Source organism: Micromonospora sp. NPDC023814 (assembly GCF_040639595.1).
Classification (GTDB): Bacteria; Actinomycetota; Actinomycetes; order Mycobacteriales; family Micromonosporaceae; genus Micromonospora.
On record NZ_JBFAAF010000003.1, the window covers coordinates 1 to 22,108 of the forward strand.

The following is a 22,108-nucleotide window of genomic DNA, read 5'->3' on the forward strand; positions in this document are numbered from 1 at the left end:
CTCGACGCTCAGCGGCGGACAGGGTCGACGGTGGAGGTGTCTTCGGCCGCAGCGGCCGAGACACCACGGGTGGCTGCTGACGCCGGTAATGAGTCGCTCGGGACCGGCCAGTCAACCGGCACGCCCCGGCCACACCCACCACCGGCGCGAGAGCCTCGAACGCCTCGGTCAGCGCCTGCGCGGCCGCGGCGTGTCGTCCGCGCTCTCGGACAACGTCTCCAAGAGCGCGTGCGCTTTTCCCATGATCTCCAACGCGGTCTTCGTCCGCGCCAAGTCCGCTTCCAGGCGCTCGTTACGCCGCCGCAACCGCTCGATCTCAGTCGCCTCGGCGCTGCGGCGCCGGCTCTCACCCACCGAGCTCTTGCGGCTACCCAGAGCGGTCAACGCCCCGGTGTCACGGGCGGCCCGCCACTCCAGGATGTGCGAGTGGTACAGGCCCTCCCGGCGCAGGATCGCCGCTCCCTCACCCGACGCTTTCGCCGCCTCGTACTCCGCCACGATGCGTAGTTTGTACTCCGCGGTGAACGTCCGCCGCTTCGGCCGTCCGCCCTGCTCACCAGGCGTGTTGGGCAGTGTCACGATGATCCTCTTCCTGTCTCCCAGCAAGCCTAGCTTCACCGGGGAGGCTGCCTCATCTCAGCCTGGCAGACAGGGGGGTGCCGTCCGGATCCGGCTGCCCTCCGTACGGAGGGTGACTGTCGGTCATCTGAAGCCCTTATCACTGTCGACTCGTGCCCAGGATCATGTAACAGGGTAGTGAGCGCGCGATGGCCCGTCTCGCTTCCCGTCCGGTCACCCTGACCCGGGATCCGATTGCCGCCCGCCTCCCACGACGCGGTTCTCCCAGGCCCAGGCGGCGATCTCCACCCGGTTGCGGACGCCGAGCTTGGTCTGGATGCCGGAGACGTGGCTCTTGACGGTGCTGAGGGAGATGAACAGCTGGGCGGCGATCTCCTGGTTCGTACGGCCTGCGGCGATGGCCCTGACCACCTCGGTCTCCCGTTCGGACAGTGGCCGGAGCGGTTGACGTCCCGACCTCCCGGCGGGTGATGCGGTGACCGCCAGGTGGCGCAGCAGCCGCAGGGTGACCGACGGGGAGATCAGCGCGTCGCCGACGCTGGCGGCCCGAACGGCCTCGACGAGCAGCGCGGGGCCGGCGTCCTTGAGGACGAAACCGACCGCCCCGCCACGCAGCGCACCGTAGACGTACTCGTCGAGGTCGAAGGTGGTGACCACGACCACCCGCAGCGGGTCGACGACGCCGGGACCCGCCAGCGCGCGGGTCACCTCGATGCCGTCGAGGCGGGGCATCCGAATGTCGACGAGGCACACGTCCGGGCGGAGTCGTCGGGCCGCGGCGAGCGCCTCGACACCGTCCGCGGCCTCCGCGACCACGCTGATGTCGGGCTGATTCTCGAGGATGAGCCGCAGGCCGCTGCGTACCATCGCCTGGTCGTCGGCGAGCAGGACGGTGATGGTCATCGCGGCTCCGGGGTGGGGACGGGCAGGGTGGCGTGTACGCGCCAGCCGGAGTCCGCCCGCGGGCCGGCCCGCAGCGTGCCGCCGAGGGCTTCGACGCGTTCGCGCATTCCGACGAGGCCGTACCCGCCGAGGTGGTGGGGTCGGGGGCGGCCCCGTTTGCCGTCGTCGGCGACCTCGACAGTGACGGCCGACCGATCCTGGGTGACGGTGACCATGACCGAGTGGGCGTGGGCGGCGTGGCGGGCGATGTTGGTCAGCGATTCCTGGACGATCCGGTAGACGGTGCTGGTCACCTCGGGTGGCCATTCGGGTTCGCCGTCGGGCATTCGCAGTCGCACCGTGGGTCCGTGGCCGCCGAAGCGGTTGACCAACTCGCTGAGCCGCTCGGGAACGACGGCGGCTGGCGGCACGTCGTCGCTGTCGCGCAGCAGGGTGACGACGCGCCGCATCGCGGCCAACGCGTCGGAGCCGGCCTGCTCGATGCCGGACAGTACGCCGGCCAGCGTCTCCGGGCGCTTGCCGGCGACGAGTTGGGCGGCCTGGGCCTGGAGCACGATGCCGGTGACGTGGTGGGCGACGACGTCGTGCAGCTCCCGGGCCAGATTCATGCGCTCGTCCCGGCGCACCTGCTCGGCGACGGCCCGGCCGCGGGCGTCGAGCAACCGTAGACCCAGCCCGAGCGCGACAGCCGCGAGCCACCCGGCCGCGTTCCACGACGTCACGGCCCGGCTTCCCGGGTCGCCGGGAAAGGCGAGCCGGGTGCCGGCGACCACTGCGAGCCCGGCGGCCGCGACGGCGCCGGCCAACGGTACGGGGAGCGCCCTGACCGCCGAGCCGACGAGCACGGCCAGGATGAGAACCATGGCAGGGCTGGGCTCGGCGGGCAGGTGGGCAAGTCGGGAGACCAGGATGGCGGCCGCCGCGACGGCGAGGCCCGCAACGGCTGCCCCGGCCGGGTGACGCCGGCGCAGCAGGGCAGTTCCGTACATCACCGCGCCAGCGGCGCAGTCGAACTGCCAGTAGCCGTCACCCCAGGTCTGCGCGATCGCGACTGCCTGGAGGGCGAGTACGGCGGCGGAGAGGACGCCGAGGCCGACATCGGCCGGCCGGCTCAGCCGATCGTGAAGACCCATCCTGCTCAGACTACGAGATCTCCATCCGCACCGAACCGGTCAAAAGTACGGTCGTCGACAGTGCGGAGTGTGCTTTGGCCCGATGCCGGCGGTCGGCGGTGTCCGCAGGATGAACCCCATGTCACATCACGACTCTCGCCTGGCGCTCGCAGCCGAGCGCCCACCGACGCGCCCCGAGGGCCGACAACGTATCGCCGCGCTCGACGTGATTCGCGGCTTCGCGCTGTGTGGCATCCTGCTGGCCAACGTCCAGCCGATAGCCAACGCCGGTCGGGTCGTCGTCGAGGCGAGACCGCCGGCAGGCCTGGACGACGGGCACGCGTGGATGGGGCTCCTTGTCGAGCAGCGCTTCTTTCCGATCTTCGCTTTCCTGTTCGGCATCGGGTTCTCGCTGCTGCTGGCCTCCGCCGAGGGGCGCGCTGCCCGTCCGCGGCTGCTCCTGCTACGCCGGCTTCTGCTGTTGCTCGCGATCGGTGTGGCGCATCTGCTGCTGTGGCAGGGCGACATCCTGCACGCGTACGCCATCGTCGGCCTGTTGATCCTGCTCCCCTCGACCTGGCTGCCACCGTGGACGGTGGCGATCCTCGGCACCCTCCTCGTCGTCACCGCACTGATCATCGGAGACAGCCACTTCGTTCTGATCGCCGGGCTGTTTCTGGCGGGCTCAGCCCTCACCCGGTACGGCGTGGTCGGCCGAATGGGGCAGTCTGCCACGGTGCCGGCCGTGCTCGGCCTGGTCTTCGCGGTAGCGGCCGCGCCGTTCCTGTGGTCGCAGGTCAAGTCGCTGAACAGTGACCAGGACAGCGACGCCAGCCTCTCGATGTCCCTGGGCGGGTTGTTGCTCGCCGGGGCCTACGTGTGCGCCCTGCTGGTTCTGCTCAGGACGCCGCTCCGCCCGGCCCTGCGGACCGTCTTCGCGCCGCTGGGTCGGATGGCACTGACCAACTACCTGACCGCCACGATCCTGGTGCTGGTGGCCGCCAGGCTCGTCGGCGGCCGGCCGGAGGACTGGCCCGTGACGACAGTCCTCCTGATCGCCGGCCCTGTCCTCGTCGTCCAATGGCTGTGGTCCACTCTCTGGCTGACCCGATACCGCAACGGCCCGCTCGAGTGGCTCTGGCGGTGGGCCACCTGGGCTCGCCGCCCGCCCCTGCGGGTCGCCGCGTCATCGGATCGACCAGGCGCCTGACGGTCACCGCCCGGGACAGCTTCCGTCAGCCGGTCAGTCCCGCCACAGCGGCCTCGACCGCCGCACCGAGTAGCCGCTCGTTCAGGGGTTCCGAGATGGCGCTGGCGTAGACGGTCACCAGGTTGTGCCCTGCCTGGACGATCACGAAGGCTGACCGTCCGGTGATCCGTGTCTGCCCGCTGCCAGCGGTCAGCCGGTAGTCCACCCGCCAGGAATGCTCACCGAGCACGGGCGGCGGCCGCGTACCGACCGCGAACCGCACGGCCGAGCCGTCCCTGCCCCGGGCGGTGAAGCCGGGGCAGGCCCGGCGCGCCAGCTCCGCCTCGGCAAGCACCGACGCAGGCACCGGAGCGGCATGGGACCTGATCTCGATCACCAGTTCGGTCGATGCGGTTGCGGCGGGGCCGGGCACCGTCGCGTAGCGGGCCCGCTCCCGAACCCGTTCGACTTCGCCGAGCCGGTCCAGGTAGGAGTCCTCGGCCAGTGGCCGGCAGGCCGACGGCTCTATCCGGGAGCCGCCGCCGCTGTCACCCCGGTCGGGTCGGACCCGCCAGCCCCGCGGTAGCACCGCCCGAACCGCACCGGCCGCCCGGCGGGCCTCCGCACGGGTGAGCAGCCGACCCGGTTCGGGCCGCCCCGGAATGGGCCGCGCGGACCCGGCGGTGACGTCGGGCGCCGGCGGGACGACCGGAGCCGCCGACGGCGCTGCGGCTCTGGTCGGATCCGCCAGTGGAAGCGGGGCATACGCACCGGGGATCCCCGGTCCGAGCACCATCGCAGCAAGCAGGGCCGCCAGCAGCGCGACCGCCGGTACGGGTGACCGGGTGTTGCCCGAGGACGACGGGACCGGAGCGGGGACCGGCGGCCGGGACACCAGGAACGGGAGGGTGAACGCGACGAGGTAGCCCAGCCAGACCAGCGGCGCCAGTAGGTGCGCCTCGGCGGTACCCAGCCCATCTGCCCGTCCGGTGACCAGGGCGTGCAGGTACTGCAGCAGCGCCGCCGCCACGCCGGCCACCCAGCCTGCGGTCAGCGCCCGACCGACACCGGTACGACGGCGGACCGCGAGTACCAGCAGGACCGCCCAGCCGGTGAGCGCGCAGAGCAGCCAGCGCTGTTGGGCCAGCCGGTTCGCCTCGGCCAGAGTGCCCGGCGGGGACAGCTGGGTCCACCAGACGGCGGACCCGGCGCCGATCAGCACGGCAATCAGGACCGCGGCCACGACCGGCCGGTCCCACCGGCGCTCCGGACGCCGATGCCCCTCTCCGGCACCGCGGAGTAGCAGGCCGACCAGCACCGGGACCAGCAACGCGAGCAGCGGCCAGCCGGTGCGGGGCAGCGCGAAGACTAGCCAGCCGCGGACCACCTCGCCGTCGGCCAGCACGGACGCCACCGCCGGCAACGGCCAGAGCACCGCGACACCGGCGGCCGCCGCGACCAGGTACGTGGCCGAACGCCAGCCGACCGACCCGGGCCGGAGGGCGACCACCAGCCGCGCCAGCAGCACGCAGAGCCCGGCCACCGCGGCGGCGAGTGATCCCGCCAGCGCGGCGGTGAGCATCGCGGCCGGCAGGTCCGTCCAGGCCGACACGCCCGAACTTCCCGGAACTGGCAGCGCGATGGCGATGAACGCCGCCACCGCGAAGCCGGTGCCCGCGCCGAGAACCGGCCGCCACCATCCGCCCGCGCCGGCGGCAGCCCGGCGGACCAGCGCGGGCAGCAGTCCCACGGTCAGCAGGACGGAGCCGACACAGACCGCGACGGGCGGGCCGACGGTCGCCTGCACGGTCAGGAAGAGGTCACGTACGAGGGCGTCGGCGGAGCTCATCGCCAGCATCGCGACCGCGCCGACCGCCAGGCCGTGCGTCCAGCTCCCCGGCGGTTCCGCCGGCCGGCCCAGCGTCGCCGCCCGAGCCACCGGATCTGGATGCCGGGCGAGCAGTCGACGCCGTCGCGTCGGACGGCCGGCCCCGGCGCGGAGCAGCGCGGCCAGGTGCGCGGCGTGGCCGGCCTCGGCGGCGTACCGGTCAGCCTCCCGCTCACGCCGCCGCAGCAGACCGGCCGCCAGCAGCGCGGTCGACACCGCGATGACCGCCGCCCGGCCGAGCGCCGTCAGGTAGGTCGCGTTCAGCCCGAAGAAGGCCACCTCGAGCAGGCCGGCGGCGAGCACCGCCGGCACCGGCAGCCATACCAGGCCGCGGACAGCCGACGCCCAGGCGACGTCCCGGGCGAGGACGTGCGCGAGTTCGTGCTCGACCACGGGGTCGAACCGCGCCGGCTCGGCGTGGGCCACCGCGACGGCCGCCGGGAGCACCACCGTCGGCCTGCCGAGCACGCCACCGGTGGTGTACGCCTGCCGTACCGGCGGGGCGGCGACGACCAATCTCGGCCGGTGTCGCGCGGCCAGCCGGTTCCGATCGCAGAGATCGGCGAAGCGTTCCTGCGCGCCGGGCACGGTGAGTCGGCGGCGAAGCCGACGCCGGTCGGCCAGCGGCAGCACCAGGACGAGCACCGCCGCCCCGCCCAGCGCGATCCCCGCCCCGGCGAACATGACCACTCCACGCCGGCGGAACTGCCCGGCCATGCAGCGGTCGCGGACAGTCGTCTGTTCCGCCGCCCTCCCCGGATGGGCCCGGGTGCAGACGTCGACGGCCGCCGCCCAGGGTCGGGACAGCGAGCGGTCGGCGACGAAGTAGAGGCCACCGGCGCTGGTCCCGACGCTGACCAGGGACGCGAGAACGAGTGCGTAGAGCCATCCGAGCCGGTCCGGGGGGACGCGTGAGCCGGCACCGGGGTCTCCGTCGCCGACACCACGACCGCCGCCGGTCATGCCGTCCGCAGCCGTGTCACGGTCGTCGCGGGTCGCGCCGGCACCGGGCCAGGTCAATCGTCCGGTGGATCGACCATCGCGCCGACGGCCGCGTCGGCGAGCAGCTCCGCCCGGTTGGGATCGAGGCCCAGCGCCAGCGCATGCCGGTGGCAGGCCTCCCGCAGTCGGCGTGCCTGTGCGGAATCCAGCCCGGGTCGGGCACCGGGCGGGGCGGGCAGCTCACGGCGGCGGCGACGCAGCAGGCCGACTCGGGCGGTGGTGGCACCGAGGACGAGCACCTCGCCCACGGCGGCGGCCACCACCTGGAGCACGAGTTCGGTGAGCAGGGTGGTGTCGATGCCGAAGCCAACCCCACCTTGTGGGACGGACCAGCTCACCCGTCCCTTCGACATCTGCCGTCGCCAGCCGGCGGCGACCTCGTCGAAGATCGGAAGTTCCTCGGCGGCGATCCGGCGGACCGCCGCGCGGGCCGCGTCCACGACCAGATCGGCGGCGGCGTTCTGGGGCTCGGTCACACTGCCATCGTGCCGGTACGGCACCAGCCCGGGAACCCGACAGTAAGGTTTCCGGCAGGGCACCTGGCCGAAGCCGGTCTCTCCACCACGACGCCCACGAACGGAGATGTCGATGATCTTCATTACCGCCAAGTTCCGGGTACTGCCCGAACACGCCGACCGGTGGCCCGAGATCGCCGACGAGTTCACCCAGGCCACTCGCCGTGAGCCGGGATGCCTGTGGTTCGACTGGTCCCGCAGCGTCGACGACCCGACCGAGTATGTCCTGGTCGAGGCGTTCCGCGACGAGAACGCCGGTGCGGCGCACGTCCAGTCCGAGCACTTCAGGGCGGCGCAGCAGGCCCTGCCGCCACACCTCGCCGAGACGCCCCGCATCGTCAACGTGACGATCCCGCAGGACGACTGGTCCCTGCTCGGCGAGATGGCCGTTCCCGACCGTAGCTGACCACCAGTTGCGAGCGCGCGACCGCTCGGTCGTCGCCGATGCGCGGCGGCCGGCGGAAGGTGGTCCGTAAGGGCACGTGAAGCGAACCGTAAGGGGCCTCGGGCAGAGTCCTGGTCGTCGAACGGGGCACGCAACCACCAGGAGGAACCCGACATGCGCAGGATCATCAACTCGACCTACCTCACGCTCGACGGCGTCATCGAGGACCCGGCGTGGACCATGCCGTACTTCGACGACGAGGCCGCCGCCTTCGCCGGTGCGCAGACCGACGCGGCCGACGCCCTGCTCATGGGCCGGCGCACCTACGACGGCTTCGCGGCGGCCTGGCCGAACATGGACGAGAGCGACCCGAGCACCGGCGCCGCCTACTTCAACAACGTGAAGAAGTACGTCGCCTCGACCACCCTCACCGACCCGGAGTGGAAGAACAGCGAGGTGCTGCGGGGGGACCTGATCGAGGCGGTCACCGCCCTGAAGGCCCAGGACGGCAAGGACATCCTGATGTACGGCTACGGCGTGGTCACCGACGCCCTGGTCAAGGCCGGCCTGGTGGACGAGGTGCGGTTCTGGATCCACCCGGTCCTCGTGGGCGGCCCCTCGGTGTCGGCGCCGCTGTCCGACGCGCGGACCACACTGACCCTCACCGACACGAAGGTCATGAAGAGCGGCGTGATCATCGCGACCTACACGCCGGCCGCCGCCTAGGCAGGAAGCGGCTGGACCAGGGCCCGGGCCTCGCCCGGGCTCAGGTCGTGCCCGGCCCGGTACGCCGCGGCGAATCCGTCCGCGCCGAGCGCCGCGACCAGCCGCGCCGTCGTACGGTCGATCTCGTCCTGCTCCGCCGGGGCGACCGGCGCCTGCGCCGCGACCCGGGCGGCGTGCGCGGCCCCGAGGATGTGCGCCCCGACCTGCGGGGTCGGGGTCGCCGACGCGAGGCCTTCCAACGCGCCGCAGGCGTCGCGCGGCGCGTCGATGGCGACGGACACGTCGAACGCCCGGGCGTGCAGCGCCAGCGCGCGGTCGCCGTCGTCCTCCTCCGCGACGGCGTACGCCAGCTCGGAGAGCACCATCGGCAGGAACAGGGCGTCCTCTCCGCCCTCCGCGACCAGGCGTTCCAGGTGGGTGGTGGCGACGTCGAGCTTGCCGTCGCGGCGGGCGGCGATGCCGAGGCTGAGCTCGGCGAAGACCTGCGCGGACGGCGAGTCCTGCTCGACCGCCAGCCGGTACGCGCGCTCCGCCAGCTCCCGCGCCGCGCTGTGGTCGCGGGTCTGCACGGCGAGCCAGGCCAGCCAGGACAGCTTTGACCCTACCTCCGGCCACAGCCCCAGCTCCTCGGCCCAGCGCAGGCCCTGGCGGTGCAGGGCGGCGGCCCGCTCGTGGTCGCCGGTCAACTCGGCCAGCCCGCCCAGCCAGTCGGTCGCCTGCAGCCGGCCCCAGTCGTCACCCAGCTCGGCGAAGAGCGTGGCGGCACGGGTACCGGCGCTCTCCAGCCCGGCGACGTCGCTGGCGGCGTGGGCGAGCATGGCCCGGGTCAGACACACGGCCGCCTCGACCCAGGGGTCGTCTCCGGCCGCGACGGCCCGGTCCAGCAGGTCGGCGCTCCGCGTCCGGTTGCTGTTCTCCAGCAGCGCGGCAGCCACGAACCAGGTGGCGCGGCCGTCGGCGTGGCCGGCGAGAGCGGCGTCGACCTCGGCGGGTGGGACCGGCTCACCCTTCAACAGCGCGAACCCGACCCGCCACACGGCCGCTTCGGCGCGCGCCGCGGCGTCGCCGTCGAGCGCCAGGGCTCGGTGGGCCTCGGTGAGCCGTCCACGAAGGAACCAGTACCAGGTCAGGGCGTTGGCCAGGCGCAGGCCACCGCCGTGGGCGAGGGCCGCACGCAGGTTGCCGGTCTCGGCGTCCAGGCGGGCCAGCCACTCGCGCTGGCCGGGGCCGCGCAGCAGCGGGTCGGCGCGCTCGGCCCACCGCGTCCAGTACGCGGCATGTCGCGCCCGGACCGGGTCGGCGGGGTCCAGGCGCTGGAGGGCGTACGCGGCGACCGACTCCAGCAGGCGGTAGCGCGGCACCACGCCGGACTCGTCCAGCACCAGCAGCGACCGGTCGACCAGCCCGGACAGGACGTCGACGTCGGCGTCGCAGACCGCCTCGGCGGCTTCCGCCGGGCAGCCGTCCGCGTGCACGGCGAGCCGGGACAGGACCGCCCGCTCGTGGTCGGTGAGCAGGTCCCAGCTCCAGCCGATCACCGCGGTCAGGGTGCGCTGCCGGGCGGGGACGTCCCGCTGCGTCGTACCGAGCAGCCGGAACCGGTCGTCCAGCCGCTCGACGACACCGGCCAGACCGAACGCGCGTACCCGCTTCGCCGCCAGTTCCAGCGCGAGCGGCAGGCCGTCCAGGCGGCGGCAGAGCTGCGCGACGGCCGGCGCGGTCCGTTCGTCCAGGTGGAAGCCGCGCTGCTGCGCGGCGGCCCGGGCCGCGAACAGCCGGGCCGCCGCGGACCGCCGGACCGCGTCGAGGTCCGACTCCTCGCCGGGTACGGGCAGTGGCCGCACGTCCCACAGCAGCTCACCGGCGAGGCCGAGCGGTTCCCGGCTGGTCGCCAGCACCGTCACCTCCGGTGCCCGCCGCAGCAGCCGGGCGACCAGCGCGGCGGCCGGCTCGACCACGTGTTCGCAGTTGTCCAGCACCAGCAGGGTCCGCCGATGCCGCAGCGCCGCCACCAGATGGTCGTCGGCGGTGACGCGGCTTCCCGCGATCTCGTGGACGTCGAGCGCGGCCAGCACCAGGTCGGCGACGCCGGTCTCACCGGGGCGCAACGCGGTCAGGTCGACCAGGTGCACCCCGTCGGGGAACTCCTGTTCACGGGCGACCTCCGTGGCCAGCCGGGTTTTGCCGACCCCACCGGGACCGACCAGGGTCACCAGCCGCTGCCCCGGCACGAGGGCACGCAGCTCGGCGAGCGCCTCGGCGCGACCGACCATCTCGTCCAGCCGGGCCGGCATGCTGTTGCGGATCCGCGCGGCGGCCGGCGGCGGACGCAACGCGGTGTCCTGCTCCAGGATCCGCCGGTGCAGCGCGGCCAGGTCCGGGCCCGGGTCCAGGCCCAGCTCGTCGGCGAGCCGGCGGCGCAGGTCGGCGTAGCTGTCCAGGGCCTCGGACTGCCGGCCTGACGCGTACAGGGCCCGCATGTGCAGCGCCCGCAGCCCCTCCCGCAACGGGTGGCGGGTGACCAGCTCGGCCAGGTCGGCGGCGACCAGCGCGTGCTCGCCCCGGGTCAACCGCGCCGACGCCAGCTTCTCGTGCACCACCAGCCGGGCTTCGGCGAGCCGGGTGACCTCGGCGCGCACCCACTCCTCGTCCGCCACGTCCGCGTACGGCTCGCCCCGCCACAATCCCAGCGCCTCGGTGAGGCTGTCCACGTCGCCCTCGGCGGCCAGCGCGACGAACCGGTCGGCGTCCACCGCGTCGGTCCGCAGCACGTACCCGGGCGCGCGGGACTCGACCAGGTCCCGGGCACCGGGTTCGGCGTCGTCGAGGGCCTTGCGCAGCTGCGACACGCGTACCTGGAGAGCGCCGGCTGCGTTGGCGGGCGGGGCGTCACCCCAGAGGTCGTCGATGAGCCGGCCGGCGGAGACCACCTGGTTGCGGTGCGCGAGCAGGTCGGCCAGCAGCGCCCGCACCTTGGCGCCCGGCACCGTGACCGGCGCGCCAGCGTCCGTGGCGATGGCGAGTGGCCCGAGGACGCCGAAACGCATGCCGGTCACCCTACCTGCGGTAAGCGGGTCGTAAGCGGCGCGGCGCAGGGTGACGCCATGGCGTACGCACCCGTGAACGGTCTGTCCATGTACTACGAGTCGCACGGCGACGGGCCCGGCCGGCCGCTCGTGCTGCTGCACGGCGCCCTGTCCGGCATCGGCACCTCGTTCGGCGCGATCCTGCCGCTGCTGGCGAGGACCCGGCGCGTGGTCGCGGTCGAGCTGCGGGCCCACGCACGCACGGCGGACAGCGACGGCCCGCTGTCGATCGACGGTTTCGCGGTCGACGTCGTCGCCCTGCTCGACCATCTCGACGTCGCCGTGGCGGACGTGTTCGGATGGAGCCTGGGCGCGGCGGTGGCGCTGCGGCTCGGCACCGACCACGCACACCGCGTCGGCCGTCTGGTGCTGGCCTCGGTGAGCTTCGACGCCACCGGCCTGTATCCGGGGCTGCTGGATGGCATCCAGCACCTCGAACCGGAGCACCTGCACGGCTCGGAGTTCCACGACGAGTACGTGCGCACCGCCCCCGACCCGGCGGCCTGGCCCACCCTCGTACGCAAGATCAGGCAACTGGACGCGGACCCGCCCCGGTGGTCGCCCTCGGCGATCAGGGAGCTGGCCGCGCCGACGCTGCTGGTCCTGGCCGACTCGGACATCGTCCGGCCCGAGCACGCGGTGGAGATGTTCCGGCTGCTCGGCGGCGGGGTGGTCGGCGACCTGACGGGCCTGCCGGCCTGCCGGCTGGCGGTCCTACCCGGCACCACCCACACCACACTGCCGCAGCGCGCGGAATGGTTGGCCCCGATGATCGACGAGTTCCTCGGCGCGTAACAGATGATCGACGGCAGGGGCGGCGACGGCTAACCGGTCCCGTCACGCCCGATCGTGCCACCCGCCACCGGCGGGGCCGGCGGCGTCGCTGAGGCCGGACCCGGCACGGCCGGCATGCCGGACATCGACCCCGCCGGGTTCGCCGACGCACTCGGGGGCAGCGGGTAGGGCGCGCCCGGAACGACCCCGCCGGGGTACCCGGGCCAGAGCGGAGCTGCTTTCGCGATCCGGTCCTGCTGGGCGGCGGAGATCCGGCGGATCAGCACGATGAAGGATGCGCCAGCGACCAGACAGGCGACTGTGGGGATCACCCGAGGGCCCAGCGCCTCCTGGTAGTAGCGGACGTAGGTGGCGAACTCCGTCTCGCTGCGGGGCCACTCGGTCAGCCGACCGTACCGCTGCTCGTCGCGGAGACCGAGGATCCGGTCCCCGACGGTGAACACCAACCAGGTCGTCCACCAGACCCCGACCAGCACCGGCGTGTTCCGCCGCCAGAGGCTGTCCCGGGCCACGTTGGCCACTACACGGGCCGGCACGACGACGTTGGCGAACGGGACCAGCCAACCGGCGATGGCCCAGGCCGGGCTCAGCGTCGGCAGGGCTCCCGGGAATGCCTCCAGGTTCGTCCGCACCCGCCACGTCCAGATGATCACCAGCACCGCGGCGGTCAGGATCGCCAGCCCGTAGACCAGGGTGAGTAGCCCCTCGGCGACCGCCGCGCCCAGCAGCAGGTCGCGGTCACTCCGCTCGGCGGCCGTGCGGGCCATCCGTACGCCGAGCACGGGGAACAGCCCGCTCGGCAGGTAGAGCAGGCTGGCCGCGCCGACCGCTATCGCGGCGGCCGTGCCCAGGCTCCGGACGGGGTACGTGGGCACTCCTGGAGTGATTGCCGGCTGACCGAGCGGCGTGTTGCAGCGCTGGCACTCGTTGAAAGCCGGGGACGTGGCGTCCCCGCAGGTCTGGCATTGCATGGTGACCGTCCAGGAAGGCGGCGGGAGGTGACGCGCGCAGACTAGACGATCATGCGGTGGACGGTGACCCCGCGTCGCCCCGGGGACAGCCGGGCGCGTGCCGGGACAAGGGGGCCTGCCTCTCGAACTGTGCGGCGACGTCGAGCAGCAACAACTCCGAGCCGGGCGGCCCGACGAACCGTGCCTGACCGGCAGGCCGTCCGGGCGACGACCGACCGGCAAGACGATCGACGGCGGACCGGCGACGTTCGTGGCGCGCGGCGTGGAGGGGCGTGCCGGAGGCTGGTCCACACCGCGATGCGTTCGACGTCAGTGAATGATGACCAGGTTGGCCATGTCGACCACCGGCCGGTAGCCGAGGGCGGCGTAGATCTTGTTGGAGGTCGGGTGTGCCTGGTCGGTGAACAGGCACACCCGCGCACCTTCGGCCTGGATCCGCCGGGAAACCTCAGCGACCGCGTTGCTGGCCCAACCGCGCCCGCGCTGGGCCGGCGGCGTGTACACCGGGCCCACTCGAGCGACCCCGAACGACGGTGGGTTGGCGCCGGTGAGGTGCACCCGCTGCCCAGTCTCGTCGACCCAGAACCAGAACTGTCCGCCTTGTAGCCGGCGCAGCATCTCCGCACGGTCGGGTACTTCGTTGGCACTGGCACCGCGCTGGCGGCCGGCCTGTTCGTCGGCGTCGCCCATGAACGCGCCAAACCACTCCGTAACCACGTCCAGGTCGTCCTCGGTCGCCACCGCCAAGCCGCCGGGCACACGCGCCGGCCACACCAGCTCACCGAGCTCGTGCAGCCGCGTGTGCAGATTGACCCGGACTCGGCCCCCGCCGAGTCGGGCCAGCTCGGCGGCGCACAGCTCGGCGGCAGGAAGGGCACCGTTGACCGCGAGCACCTGCTCCCCGCGCTCGTGCAACGTGTGAGCCAAGGCCACGGCCGCCTCGTCAGGCATCGGCAACAGGAATGGCGGATAGGGTGCGAACGGCGCCGTCCGCATCCCGGCACCGACCACCGCGCCGGACTCGTCCCGGATCACCAGCCACCAATTGCGGTCGGGCTGCACGATCCCAGCGGCGCGCTGCGACAACAGTCGGTGCGCAACGGTGGTCACGACCGTGCTGACTACCGGGTCGGCGGCCAGGTAGTCGCCGGCTGCGGCAAGAAACTCACCTGGATCGGTGTGGAACTGTAGGTGCGGTCCGGTGATCGGGATTGCGCTCATTTGCGTAAGCTATCCGCCGCCACGCCCAGCGGCACGTGGATTCTGCGCCGTCGAGAACGTGACTGTTGAGCGTCGGGGGTTACCGCGGCCCGGGTTTCGGCGTGCTGGTGCGGGTCGAACACGTCGCCGTGCGCGGCACGCCGTCGCTTCACGAGGGGCTTGTCAGTCCACAGGGGCGATCCAGGAAAGAGTCTCCACTCCCTGCCACTCTCAACGTATAGCGCACCCGGGGGCTTGTGGCAAGACCCGGGTCGTGCCGCAGAATTGCCGGCCGAGGCCAGAACTTACGGAAATGGGAGATTCGCGGAATGCGTGTGTTGTTGTCGACGTATGGGTCGCGCGGGGACGTCGAACCGTTGGTGGGACTCGCGGTGCGGTTGCGGGAACTCGGCGCGGAGGTACGGGTGTGCGCGCCTCCGGACGAGGACTTCGCGCAGCGGTTGGCCGGTGTCGGCGTGCCGCTGGTGCCGGTCGGTCAGTCGGCGCGCGCGCTGACGAGCGGGGCGCCGCCGCCGTCATCCCTGCCCCGGCGCGCGGCTGAGTTGATCGCCAGCCAGTTCGACGCGGTCACCGAGGCGGCCGAGGGATGCGATGCGTTGGTGGCGACCGGCCTGATGCCGGCTGCAGCCGGCGCGCGGTCGGTGGCCGAGAAACTGGGCATCCGCTCCGTGTCCGTGACCTTCCAGCAGCTCACCCTGCCGTCGCCGCACCGCCCGCCGCTGGCATATCCGGGACGGCCGTTCCCGCCGGAGGTGACCGACAACGGGGTGCTGTGGGACCTGGATGCCCAGAGCATCAACGCGCTGTTCGGTGAGGCGCTCAACACGAACCGGGCGTCGATCGGCCTGCCACCCGTGGACAACGTCCGCGACTACGTCATCGGCGACCAGCCGTGGCTGGCGACGGACCCGACCCTGGACCCGTGGCAGGAAACGCCGGACCTCGACGTCGTCCAGACCGGCGCGTGGATCCTGCCCGACGTTCGCCCACTCCGACCCGACCTGGTGGCCTTCCTGGACGCCGGCGCACCACCCGTGTACGTGGGCTTCGGCAGCATGCCCATGCACGCCTCGACGGACGTCGCGCAGGTGGCCATCGAGGCGGTCCGCGCGCAGGGCCACCGCGCGGTCGTGGCCCGCGGCTGGGCCGACCTGGCCCTGATCGACGACCGGGACGACTGCTTCGTCGTCGACGAGGTCAACCAGCAGGCACTGTTCGGCCGGGTGGCCGCCGTCGTGCACCACGGCGGCGCGGGCACCACCACGACGGCCACCCGGGCCGGCGCGCCCCAGGTGGTGGTACCCCAGGCGACGGACCAGCCGTACTGGGCCGGCCGGGTGGCCGACCTGGGCATCGGCACGGCACACGACGGTGCGACTCCCACCTTCGCGTCCCTGTCGGCCGCGCTCCGGACGGCCCTGGCCTCCGAGACCCGCGCACGAGCGACCGCCGTGGCCCGGACGATCCGTACCGACGGAGCGGCGGTGGCCGCGAAGCTGCTGCTTGACGCGGCCAGCTGAGAACGCCGCCGGTGTCCGCGTGAACCACGCGGATCGCCGAGCGGAACCCGGAACATGAAACCTGCGAACTCTGGCGGCCTGAACCGACGACGGCCACGGGATCCGCGTCCGGCGGAGCGTTGCTCGACATGGCCCCCAGGTTCGTCACGCCGCTTCAGACGCCCTGCCGCGCAATCGTTGCAAGCGGCCTCAGATCGGAGCTGATGACGTGAACCCGCTGACTACCAGCGCGTTTGATCTTCCCGACAGCCTCTCTGCCAAGGCCGACCCCAAGCTGATCGCCGCCGACGAGCAGCATTTCGCGGCCATCGCGGAGAGCCTCGAGCAGTCGATCGCGGACCTTTCCGGCCGCCTCGATGCCGCGCGCAGGGCGCCCGGCGGGATGGGCCGGCGGGCGATGGACCGGGACGAGGAGATCTACCGGCTGAGCGCTCGCCTACGCGCCCTGCGCCGCTTCGGTCTGGACCTGTGCCTCGGACGCATGGTCGGCGCGGACAACTCCGAGCCCGTGTACGTCGGACGATTCGGCCTCACGGACGGCGCGGGTCGCCGGCTGCTGCTCGACTGGCGTTCCCCGGCGGCCGAGCCGTTCTTCGGGGCGACCCACGCCAACCCGATGGGTCTGGCAAGCCGCCGCAGGTATCGCTGGACCCGTGGCCGGATCAGCGACTACTGGGACGAGGTGTTCACCTCGGACGGGCTTGACGGGCACGCGGCGCTCGACGACCAGTCCGCCTTCATCGCCAGCCTGGGCGGCACCCGGTCGCCCCGGATGCGTGACGTGCTCGGCACCATCCAGGCCGACCAGGACGCCATCATCCGCGCGGGTTCGAGCGGCGCGCTCGTCGTCGACGGCGGTCCGGGCACCGGGAAGACCGTCGTCGCTCTGCACCGCACCGCCTACCTCCTCTACGCCGACCCTCGGCTCGGTCACCGCCGGGGCGGCGTGCTGTTCGTCGGCCCGCACGAGCCCTACCTGGCCTACGTCGCCGACGTCCTCCCCAGCCTCGGTGAGGAGGACGTGCAGACCTGCACCCTGCGGGACCTCGTCCCCGAGGGCGCCACGGCAACCGTCGAGACCGACCCGGGCGTGGCCCTGCTGAAGTCGTCCGCGGACCTGGTGAAGGCGATCGAGGCGGCCGTCAGGTTCTACGAGGAGCCGCCGGCCAAGGGGATGACGGTCACGACCGACGAGTCCGACATCTGGCTGAGCGCCGACGACTGGGCCGAGGCGTTCGAGGCGCCGGGGCCCGCTACCCCGCACAACGAGGCACGTGACGAGATCTGGGAGGAGTTGCTCGCTATCCTGATGGACAAGTACGACGGCGACGAGCCGGATGACGTGGTCCGCAGGTCGCTGCTGCGGAACAGGGAGCTGCTCACGACCTTCCACCGCGCCTGGCCGCTGCTCGACCCGGCCGACCTCGTCGCAGACCTGTGGTCGGTCCCCGCCTACCTGCGCAGGTGCGCTCCCTGGCTCGGCCCCGACGACGTACGGAAGCTGCAGCGCGGCGACGCGCGGGCCTGGACGGTGTCCGACCTGCCGCTCCTGGACGCGGCGCGGCAGCGGCTCGGCGACCCGGAGGCGTCACGACGCCGGCATCGGCGCGAAACCGCCGTCGCCGCCCAGCGCGAGCACATGGCCAGGGTCGTCGACGACCTGATCGCATCCGCCGCGTACGACGACGGCGAAGGCCTGATGACGATGCTGCACCAGCAGGACCTGCGGGACGCCCTGGTCGACGAGACCGGGCTGCCCGGCGCTGATCGGGACCCGCTCGCCGGCCCGTTCGCGCACATCGTCGTCGACGAGGCTCAGGAACTGACCGACGCCGAGTGGCAGATGCTGCTGCTGCGCTGCCCGTCGCGCAGCTTCACCATCGTCGGGGACCGCGCCCAGGCCCGGCACGGATTCACCGAGTCCTGGCAGGAACGGCTCGAGCGGATCGGGCTCGACCGGACCAACCTGGCCTCCCTGACCATCAACTACCGGACGCCGGAAGAGGTCATGGCGGAAGCCGAGCCGGTCATCCGGGCTGCGCTCCCGGACGCCAACGTGCCGACCTCCATCCGCAGCAGCGGCGTCCCCGTCGTACACGGATCCGCTGCGGATCTGGACTCGGTCCTCGACACCTGGCTCGCCGCGCACGCCGAGGGGACCGCCTGCGTCATCGGCGATCCCACGTTCCAGGTGACGTCCCGCGTCCGGTCGCTGAGCCCGGAGCTGTCGAAGGGGCTCGAGTTCGACCTGGTGGTCCTCATCGACCCGGAGGCGTTCGGCGAGGGCATCGAAGGAGCGGTCGACCGCTATGTCGCGATGACCCGAGCCACCCAGCAGCTCGTCATCCTCACGAGCTCCTGATCTTCCCATCGCATGCCGCCGAGCGAGCGTCTCAACAGCGTCGGACCGGGACAACTGCTGATCGACGCCGTCGACTCGGCCGGCCTCCGAAGGGTCAGCCGTGCAGCAGCCCGTCGACCGCCTGGCGCAGGCGGGGCCATTCGTCGGGAATCGCGTACGTGGCCGCGTCGAGCAGGTCGAGCGGTTCGTCCGCGTGCCGGCCCGGCAGGGCGGTTGCGGCGTAGAGCCCGTGGACGGCCGAGCGGGTCCGTCCAGGTCGTTGTCGAGAACGTCCGGCTGCTCACCGTGGCGCCGACCGGGGTCGTTCTTGTCCACCCACGCCAGGACCTCGCCGTAGACGGCGTAGCTGATGCCCCCGTTGCCGTTGATCGTCCAGTCGATGTTGTGCACGCGGGCACCGTCGCTGAGCCAGGCAGGACCTCCCGCCGGGCGCCCTCGAAGCCGTTGGGCTGGAGCATCACCACGGCCGGGCCGACCTGGGTCAGGTACGCCACCTTCGACTCGTCGGGCATCCCGGGCCGGAAGTCGTTGACGTGCGGGAAGTGGATCTCGGTCAGGTCGACCCGCCGGCCGCGCAGCCGTCGCAGGACGACGTCCTCCGTGACCGGCTCGTCGAGGAACTGACGGTAGTACGCGACCACGTCGTCGGACACGCCGGGCAGACTAACGTTCGGTGGCGCCAGGCGCTGACCGGTGAGCGGTCGGAGCGTATCGGACCTGCGGTCCGCCCCGTGCAGTCGTCTGCCGCGAGGCGGTTGCCCGTCGGCCGCCGTGGCGTGGTGGCAGGATCTCCACACATGGAAGGCGTTCTGCTCCGTCGAGCGGCCCAACTCCTCGGCGGCGCCCGCCGTGTCGTCGTCCTCACCGGCGCCGGTATCTCCGCCGAGAGCGGTGTGCCCACCTTTCGCGACGGCCTCACCGGCCTGTGGGCGCGCTTCGACGCTCAGCGGCTCGCTACCGCAGCGGCGTTCCATGCCGATCCAGACCTGGTCTGGGGCTGGTACGAGTGGCGGCGCGCGCGGGTGTCCCGAGCCGAGCCCAATCCCGGTCATCTGGCGATCGCCACCATCCAGACCCGGGTCCTCGGCAGCACCGTCATCACCCAGAATGTCGATGACCTGCACGAACGGGCCGGCACCCGGGCGCCGATCCATCTGCACGGCAGCCTGTTCGCACCCCGCTGCATCGCGGCGGCCGCCCACCCGGCGACCTTCGAGGGCACATCGGACGGCGAGCCCGCGCAGCCGCACGAAGGCTGCCGGATTCCGCCGCCGCGGTGCGCGTCCTGCACAGCACTCGTTCGTCCGGGAGTGGTGTGGTTCGGTGAGCCACTGCCCGAGGCGGCGTTGACCGCGGCGGTCGAAGCGGCCGTCGCCTGCGACGTGCTGCTGACGGTCGGCACCTCCGGTGTCGTGCACCCGGCCGCCGAGATTCCCCGGGTCGCGGCACGCTCGGGCGCTGCCGTGATCCAGGTCAACCCGCAGCCGACCCCACTCGACCGGGTCTGCGCCATCAACCTGCGCGGCACTGCGGCACACGTCCTCCCGGCCCTGGTCGCGGCCGCGTGGGAGGAGACCGACGAGGAATAGCGGCGGCGGGCCAGGTGCCGGCTCTCCTCCGCAGTCACAGTCGGAAGACGCGTACGACGAGTGGGGTGTCGATCAGGGTGTGCGGCGCGATGGCGTGATAGGCCCACAGGTGCACCCAGGCGTTGCCGGTCCGCACGGTGAGGAACGCCTTGAACATCCCGGGCAGCGTGTACACGAGCAGCACCAGGCCGATCGAGGCGGCGGTGTCCTTGGCGGACGTGTAGCTGGTCCATGCGTCACCGAGGTGCAGGGCGGCGTAGGTGAGGCCGCCGAGAGCCACCGCGCCGACCCTTCCGGTGAGCCGGGCGAGTCTGGGCACGACCAGCGCCTGTACGAAGACGAGTGTCGGAAGGCCGGTGCCCAGCAGGTAGAGGACGAAGGTCAACGGCACGCCCGACGCTGCCTGTCCCGCGGTCAGCGCGAGGATGGCCGAGCTGAGGCCGAGCAGCTGGGTGACCGACTCGATTGCCAGGACGACACCGATGACGGTCAGGTCGCGGCGGCGGTTCGTGCTTCGCAGACACAGCGCGGTCGTGTCGTATCGGCGACGGAACCACAGGTACGGCAGTGCGGCGTAGGCGGTGGCGTTGTACGCGGCCCAGCCGAGCACTTCGGCCGGGCCGAGATGGTCCTCGCCGCCGATGAGCGTGCCGGCGAGGTGAAAGCTGATGGCGTGCCACCCCAGCGCGTGGCCGAGTGCCGCGCCGAGCAGTTGGGCCATCAGCCCGTACGCCATCAGCCCGAGGAGCTCGCGACGTGCGGTCGGTGTCGTGGGTGCGCGGGCGGCCACGTCGACAGCGGCACGCCGGGTGAGCAGCCAGACGATTGCCGCGAGCACCACGACCTCCACGGCCGCACTGACACCGATCTGGCCGAGCGTGTTCTGGTACGACTGTGTCATTTTGGCAAGCTAACACGACTGTGTTAGAAAGAGCCATGCCGAAGATCGTGGATGGTGCGGCCCGCCGTGCCGAGCTGGCCGAGGCAGTCTGGCGGGTCGTCCGACGCGCGGGCCTGGCGCACGCATCGGTCCGCAACGTCGCGCAGGAGGCCGGTCTGTCAGCCGGATCATTGCGTCACTCGTTTCCGTCGCAGACGGAGTTGACGGTCTTCGCCATGCGGCTCGTCGCGGAACGGATCCAGACCCGGATCGAGGCGATCGACGTGACCGGTGACCAGCTCCGGGTCGTGGAACGCTCGATCGCCGAGATGTTGCCGCTGGATGCCGACCGACTGGCTGAGTGTCAGGTGTGGCTCGCGTTCTCCGCACAGTCGCTGGTGGATCCGGCGCTGCGGCTCCTCAGCGTCGAGATGCACCGCCTGCTCCGCCAGGCCTTTACCAATCTCGTCGCCCGGATTGCCGGACCCGACGTCGACCGTCCCTTGGAAGCGCGACGGCTGTACGCGCTCGTTGACGGGCTCATCCTGCACACGGTGCTGCACGGCGAAAGCCCTCGACGCGCCCGGGCGGTCGTCAAGGCGCATCTCGCCGCACTCGCAGCCACCTCGACCACGCCATCGGGCACCACCGCCTGACCGGTGAACGTCCCAGGAGAGGAAGTGCCCATGACCACCGAACAGCCCGCCGACGTTGTCGAGCGCCGGCGTGACCCGAAACGTTCCTTGAGCATCCGGGCCACCGTGCCGGTGGCTCGGTTGACCGAGGCCCAGGGCGAGCAGCTCGCGTCACTGATCAGCCACCTCCGCGCTTCCGGCGTGGCACCGGCCGGCGCGCCCTTCGTCCGCTACCACACGTTCGGCGACGACGAGACCGACCTGGAGACCGGCATTCCGGTCGGTGACGATGCCGACGGCACGGATCGCATCGCCGTCACCGAGCTGCCCGGCGGCACCGCCGTCAGCACGTGGCACCTCGGTGCGCACGACCGACTCGCCGAGGCGTACGCGCGGCTGGAAGCGTGGCTCGGCGAGCACCGGCGCACGCCGGCCGGTCCGGCATGGGAGGTCTACACGTGGATCGACCCGACCGAACCGCTGGACCCGTCCGCCTGGCCCAGCCCGACCGAGTGGAGTACCGAGATCGTGCAGCCGGTCCGGCCGGCGTGACGGCCTGATCTCCACACCGCGCCACGGGAGCGACCGGCCGGGGTTGCGGCACGGGAGTGGCGTACGACTTGCTCGTGATGGGCGTGTCGCACGGATAGGGGGAGGCCGCCGTCGGTGAGCAGGTCTTCCCTGGATCGCCGCGTTGAGGAGCGGCATGCCCGTTAGTCGAAGTCCGGTGGCCCCCTCGACCGGGCTGGC

At 72.4% G+C, this 22,108-nt stretch carries 17 protein-coding genes and 2 pseudogenes; 9 read left to right on the plus strand and 10 right to left on the minus strand.

The features are described 5' to 3' along the window. Positions 1-168: 168 nt before the first annotated feature. The 3 genes and pseudogenes from AB0G14_RS02115 to AB0G14_RS02125 all read right to left on the minus strand — a co-directional run. Positions 169-543 (minus strand): annotated as a pseudogene (locus tag AB0G14_RS02115) (transposase); the annotation flags it as partial. 249 nt (positions 544-792) lie between these two features. Further along, a complete protein-coding gene (locus AB0G14_RS02120; RefSeq protein WP_357692808.1) occupies positions 793-1,482 on the minus strand; it encodes a response regulator transcription factor in 690 nt (229 codons plus the stop codon). Further along, a complete protein-coding gene (locus AB0G14_RS02125; RefSeq protein WP_357692810.1) occupies positions 1,479-2,615 on the minus strand; it encodes a sensor histidine kinase in 1,137 nt (378 codons plus the stop codon). The genes AB0G14_RS02120 and AB0G14_RS02125 overlap by 4 nt, the downstream gene beginning before the upstream one ends. Before the next feature lie 118 nt (positions 2,616-2,733). Between AB0G14_RS02125 and AB0G14_RS02130 the strand changes: the two genes are divergently transcribed. Beyond that, the gene (locus tag AB0G14_RS02130; protein WP_357692812.1) at positions 2,734-3,804 is read left to right on the plus strand and encodes a DUF418 domain-containing protein; all 1,071 of its coding nucleotides are present in this window, start codon (positions 2,734-2,736) and stop codon (positions 3,802-3,804) included. A 25-nt stretch (positions 3,805-3,829) separates the two neighbouring features. On the opposite strand, the gene AB0G14_RS02135 is transcribed toward AB0G14_RS02130, so the two are convergent. Together AB0G14_RS02135 and AB0G14_RS02140 are read right to left on the minus strand one after the other, a co-directional pair. After that, positions 3,830-6,691, minus strand: a complete 2,862-nt coding sequence (locus AB0G14_RS02135) for a M48 family metalloprotease (protein WP_357692814.1) — start codon at positions 6,689-6,691, stop codon at positions 3,830-3,832. Next, positions 6,688-7,149, minus strand: coding sequence for a hypothetical protein (locus AB0G14_RS02140; RefSeq protein WP_357692816.1), 462 nt, complete (start codon positions 7,147-7,149; stop codon positions 6,688-6,690). Before AB0G14_RS02140 ends, AB0G14_RS02135 begins: the two co-directional genes overlap by 4 nt. A 112-nt stretch (positions 7,150-7,261) precedes the next feature. Between AB0G14_RS02140 and AB0G14_RS02145 the strand changes: the two genes are divergently transcribed. Both AB0G14_RS02145 and AB0G14_RS02150 read left to right on the plus strand, forming a co-directional pair. Further along, positions 7,262-7,594, plus strand: coding sequence for a putative quinol monooxygenase (locus AB0G14_RS02145; RefSeq protein WP_350705830.1), 333 nt, complete (start codon positions 7,262-7,264; stop codon positions 7,592-7,594). Between the two features lie 153 nt (positions 7,595-7,747). Continuing rightward, the gene (locus tag AB0G14_RS02150) at positions 7,748-8,299 is read left to right on the plus strand and encodes a dihydrofolate reductase family protein (RefSeq protein ID WP_357692818.1); all 552 of its coding nucleotides are present in this window, start codon (positions 7,748-7,750) and stop codon (positions 8,297-8,299) included. Here AB0G14_RS02150 and AB0G14_RS02155 read toward each other — a convergent pair. Next, entirely contained in the window at positions 8,296-11,346 is a 3,051-nt protein-coding gene (locus AB0G14_RS02155; RefSeq protein ID WP_357692820.1) for a BTAD domain-containing putative transcriptional regulator, read from the minus strand. The genes AB0G14_RS02150 and AB0G14_RS02155 overlap by 4 nt on opposite strands. 57 nt (positions 11,347-11,403) lie before the next feature. Between AB0G14_RS02155 and AB0G14_RS02160 the strand changes: the two genes are divergently transcribed. Further along, positions 11,404-12,180 (plus strand): alpha/beta fold hydrolase, encoded by a 777-nt coding sequence (locus AB0G14_RS02160; RefSeq protein WP_357692822.1) that lies wholly within the window; start codon positions 11,404-11,406, stop codon positions 12,178-12,180. Between the two features lie 29 nt (positions 12,181-12,209). Here AB0G14_RS02160 and AB0G14_RS02165 read toward each other — a convergent pair whose 3' ends face one another. The 3 genes and pseudogenes from AB0G14_RS02165 to AB0G14_RS02175 form a co-directional block, all read right to left on the minus strand. After that, entirely contained in the window at positions 12,210-13,055 is an 846-nt protein-coding gene (locus AB0G14_RS02165; protein ID WP_357692824.1) for a DUF4328 domain-containing protein, read from the minus strand. Between the two features lie 145 nt (positions 13,056-13,200). After that, positions 13,201-13,435 (minus strand): annotated as a pseudogene (locus tag AB0G14_RS02170) (amidase); the annotation flags it as partial. A gap of 25 nt (positions 13,436-13,460) precedes the next feature. Next, complete coding sequence (locus tag AB0G14_RS02175; RefSeq protein ID WP_357692826.1) at positions 13,461-14,372, minus strand: GNAT family N-acetyltransferase; 912 nt, start codon at positions 14,370-14,372, stop codon at positions 13,461-13,463. Between the two features lie 308 nt (positions 14,373-14,680). Here AB0G14_RS02175 and AB0G14_RS02180 point away from each other — a divergent pair, with 308 nt between their 5' ends. From AB0G14_RS02180 to AB0G14_RS02190, 3 genes are all read left to right on the plus strand, one after another. Continuing rightward, a complete protein-coding gene (locus AB0G14_RS02180; protein WP_357692828.1) occupies positions 14,681-15,892 on the plus strand; it encodes a glycosyltransferase in 1,212 nt (403 codons plus the stop codon). A 217-nt stretch (positions 15,893-16,109) separates the two neighbouring features. Beyond that, complete coding sequence (helR, locus tag AB0G14_RS02185) at positions 16,110-18,254, plus strand: RNA polymerase recycling motor ATPase HelR (RefSeq protein WP_357693046.1); 2,145 nt, start codon at positions 16,110-16,112, stop codon at positions 18,252-18,254. A gap of 797 nt (positions 18,255-19,051) precedes the next feature. Continuing rightward, positions 19,052-19,843, plus strand: a complete 792-nt coding sequence (locus tag AB0G14_RS02190; protein WP_357692830.1) for an NAD-dependent deacylase — start codon at positions 19,052-19,054, stop codon at positions 19,841-19,843. A 34-nt stretch (positions 19,844-19,877) separates the two neighbouring features. On the opposite strand, the gene AB0G14_RS02195 is transcribed toward AB0G14_RS02190, so the two are convergent. Next, the gene (locus AB0G14_RS02195) at positions 19,878-20,744 is read right to left on the minus strand and encodes a hypothetical protein (protein ID WP_357692832.1); all 867 of its coding nucleotides are present in this window, start codon (positions 20,742-20,744) and stop codon (positions 19,878-19,880) included. A gap of 35 nt (positions 20,745-20,779) precedes the next feature. Between AB0G14_RS02195 and AB0G14_RS02200 the strand changes: the two genes are divergently transcribed. After that, positions 20,780-21,379: a TetR family transcriptional regulator C-terminal domain-containing protein gene (locus AB0G14_RS02200; RefSeq protein WP_357692834.1), complete on the plus strand. Its 600-nt coding sequence runs from the start codon at positions 20,780-20,782 to the stop codon at positions 21,377-21,379. A 30-nt stretch (positions 21,380-21,409) separates the two neighbouring features. Further along, the gene (locus AB0G14_RS02205; protein ID WP_357692836.1) at positions 21,410-21,910 is read left to right on the plus strand and encodes a GyrI-like domain-containing protein; all 501 of its coding nucleotides are present in this window, start codon (positions 21,410-21,412) and stop codon (positions 21,908-21,910) included. The last annotated feature ends 198 nt before the right edge of the window (positions 21,911-22,108 follow it).

Coding starts and splice junctions, on each gene's coding strand:
- AB0G14_RS02120 (WP_357692808.1), bottom strand. CDS start 1,482: ATGACCATCACCGTCCTGCTCGCCGACGACCAGGCGATGGTACGCAGC.
- AB0G14_RS02125 (WP_357692810.1), bottom strand. CDS start 2,615: ATGGGTCTTCACGATCGGCTGAGCCGGCCGGCCGATGTCGGCCTCGGC.
- AB0G14_RS02130 (WP_357692812.1), top strand. CDS start 2,734: ATGTCACATCACGACTCTCGCCTGGCGCTCGCAGCCGAGCGCCCACCG.
- AB0G14_RS02145 (WP_350705830.1), top strand. CDS start 7,262: ATGATCTTCATTACCGCCAAGTTCCGGGTACTGCCCGAACACGCCGAC.
- AB0G14_RS02150 (WP_357692818.1), top strand. CDS start 7,748: ATGCGCAGGATCATCAACTCGACCTACCTCACGCTCGACGGCGTCATC.
- AB0G14_RS02155 (WP_357692820.1), bottom strand. CDS start 11,346: ATGCGTTTCGGCGTCCTCGGGCCACTCGCCATCGCCACGGACGCTGGC.
- AB0G14_RS02160 (WP_357692822.1), top strand. CDS start 11,404: ATGGCGTACGCACCCGTGAACGGTCTGTCCATGTACTACGAGTCGCAC.
- AB0G14_RS02175 (WP_357692826.1), bottom strand. CDS start 14,372: ATGAGCGCAATCCCGATCACCGGACCGCACCTACAGTTCCACACCGAT.
- AB0G14_RS02180 (WP_357692828.1), top strand. CDS start 14,681: ATGCGTGTGTTGTTGTCGACGTATGGGTCGCGCGGGGACGTCGAACCG.
- AB0G14_RS02190 (WP_357692830.1), top strand. CDS start 19,052: ATGGAAGGCGTTCTGCTCCGTCGAGCGGCCCAACTCCTCGGCGGCGCC.
- AB0G14_RS02195 (WP_357692832.1), bottom strand. CDS start 20,744: ATGACACAGTCGTACCAGAACACGCTCGGCCAGATCGGTGTCAGTGCG.
- AB0G14_RS02200 (WP_357692834.1), top strand. CDS start 20,780: ATGCCGAAGATCGTGGATGGTGCGGCCCGCCGTGCCGAGCTGGCCGAG.
- AB0G14_RS02205 (WP_357692836.1), top strand. CDS start 21,410: ATGACCACCGAACAGCCCGCCGACGTTGTCGAGCGCCGGCGTGACCCG.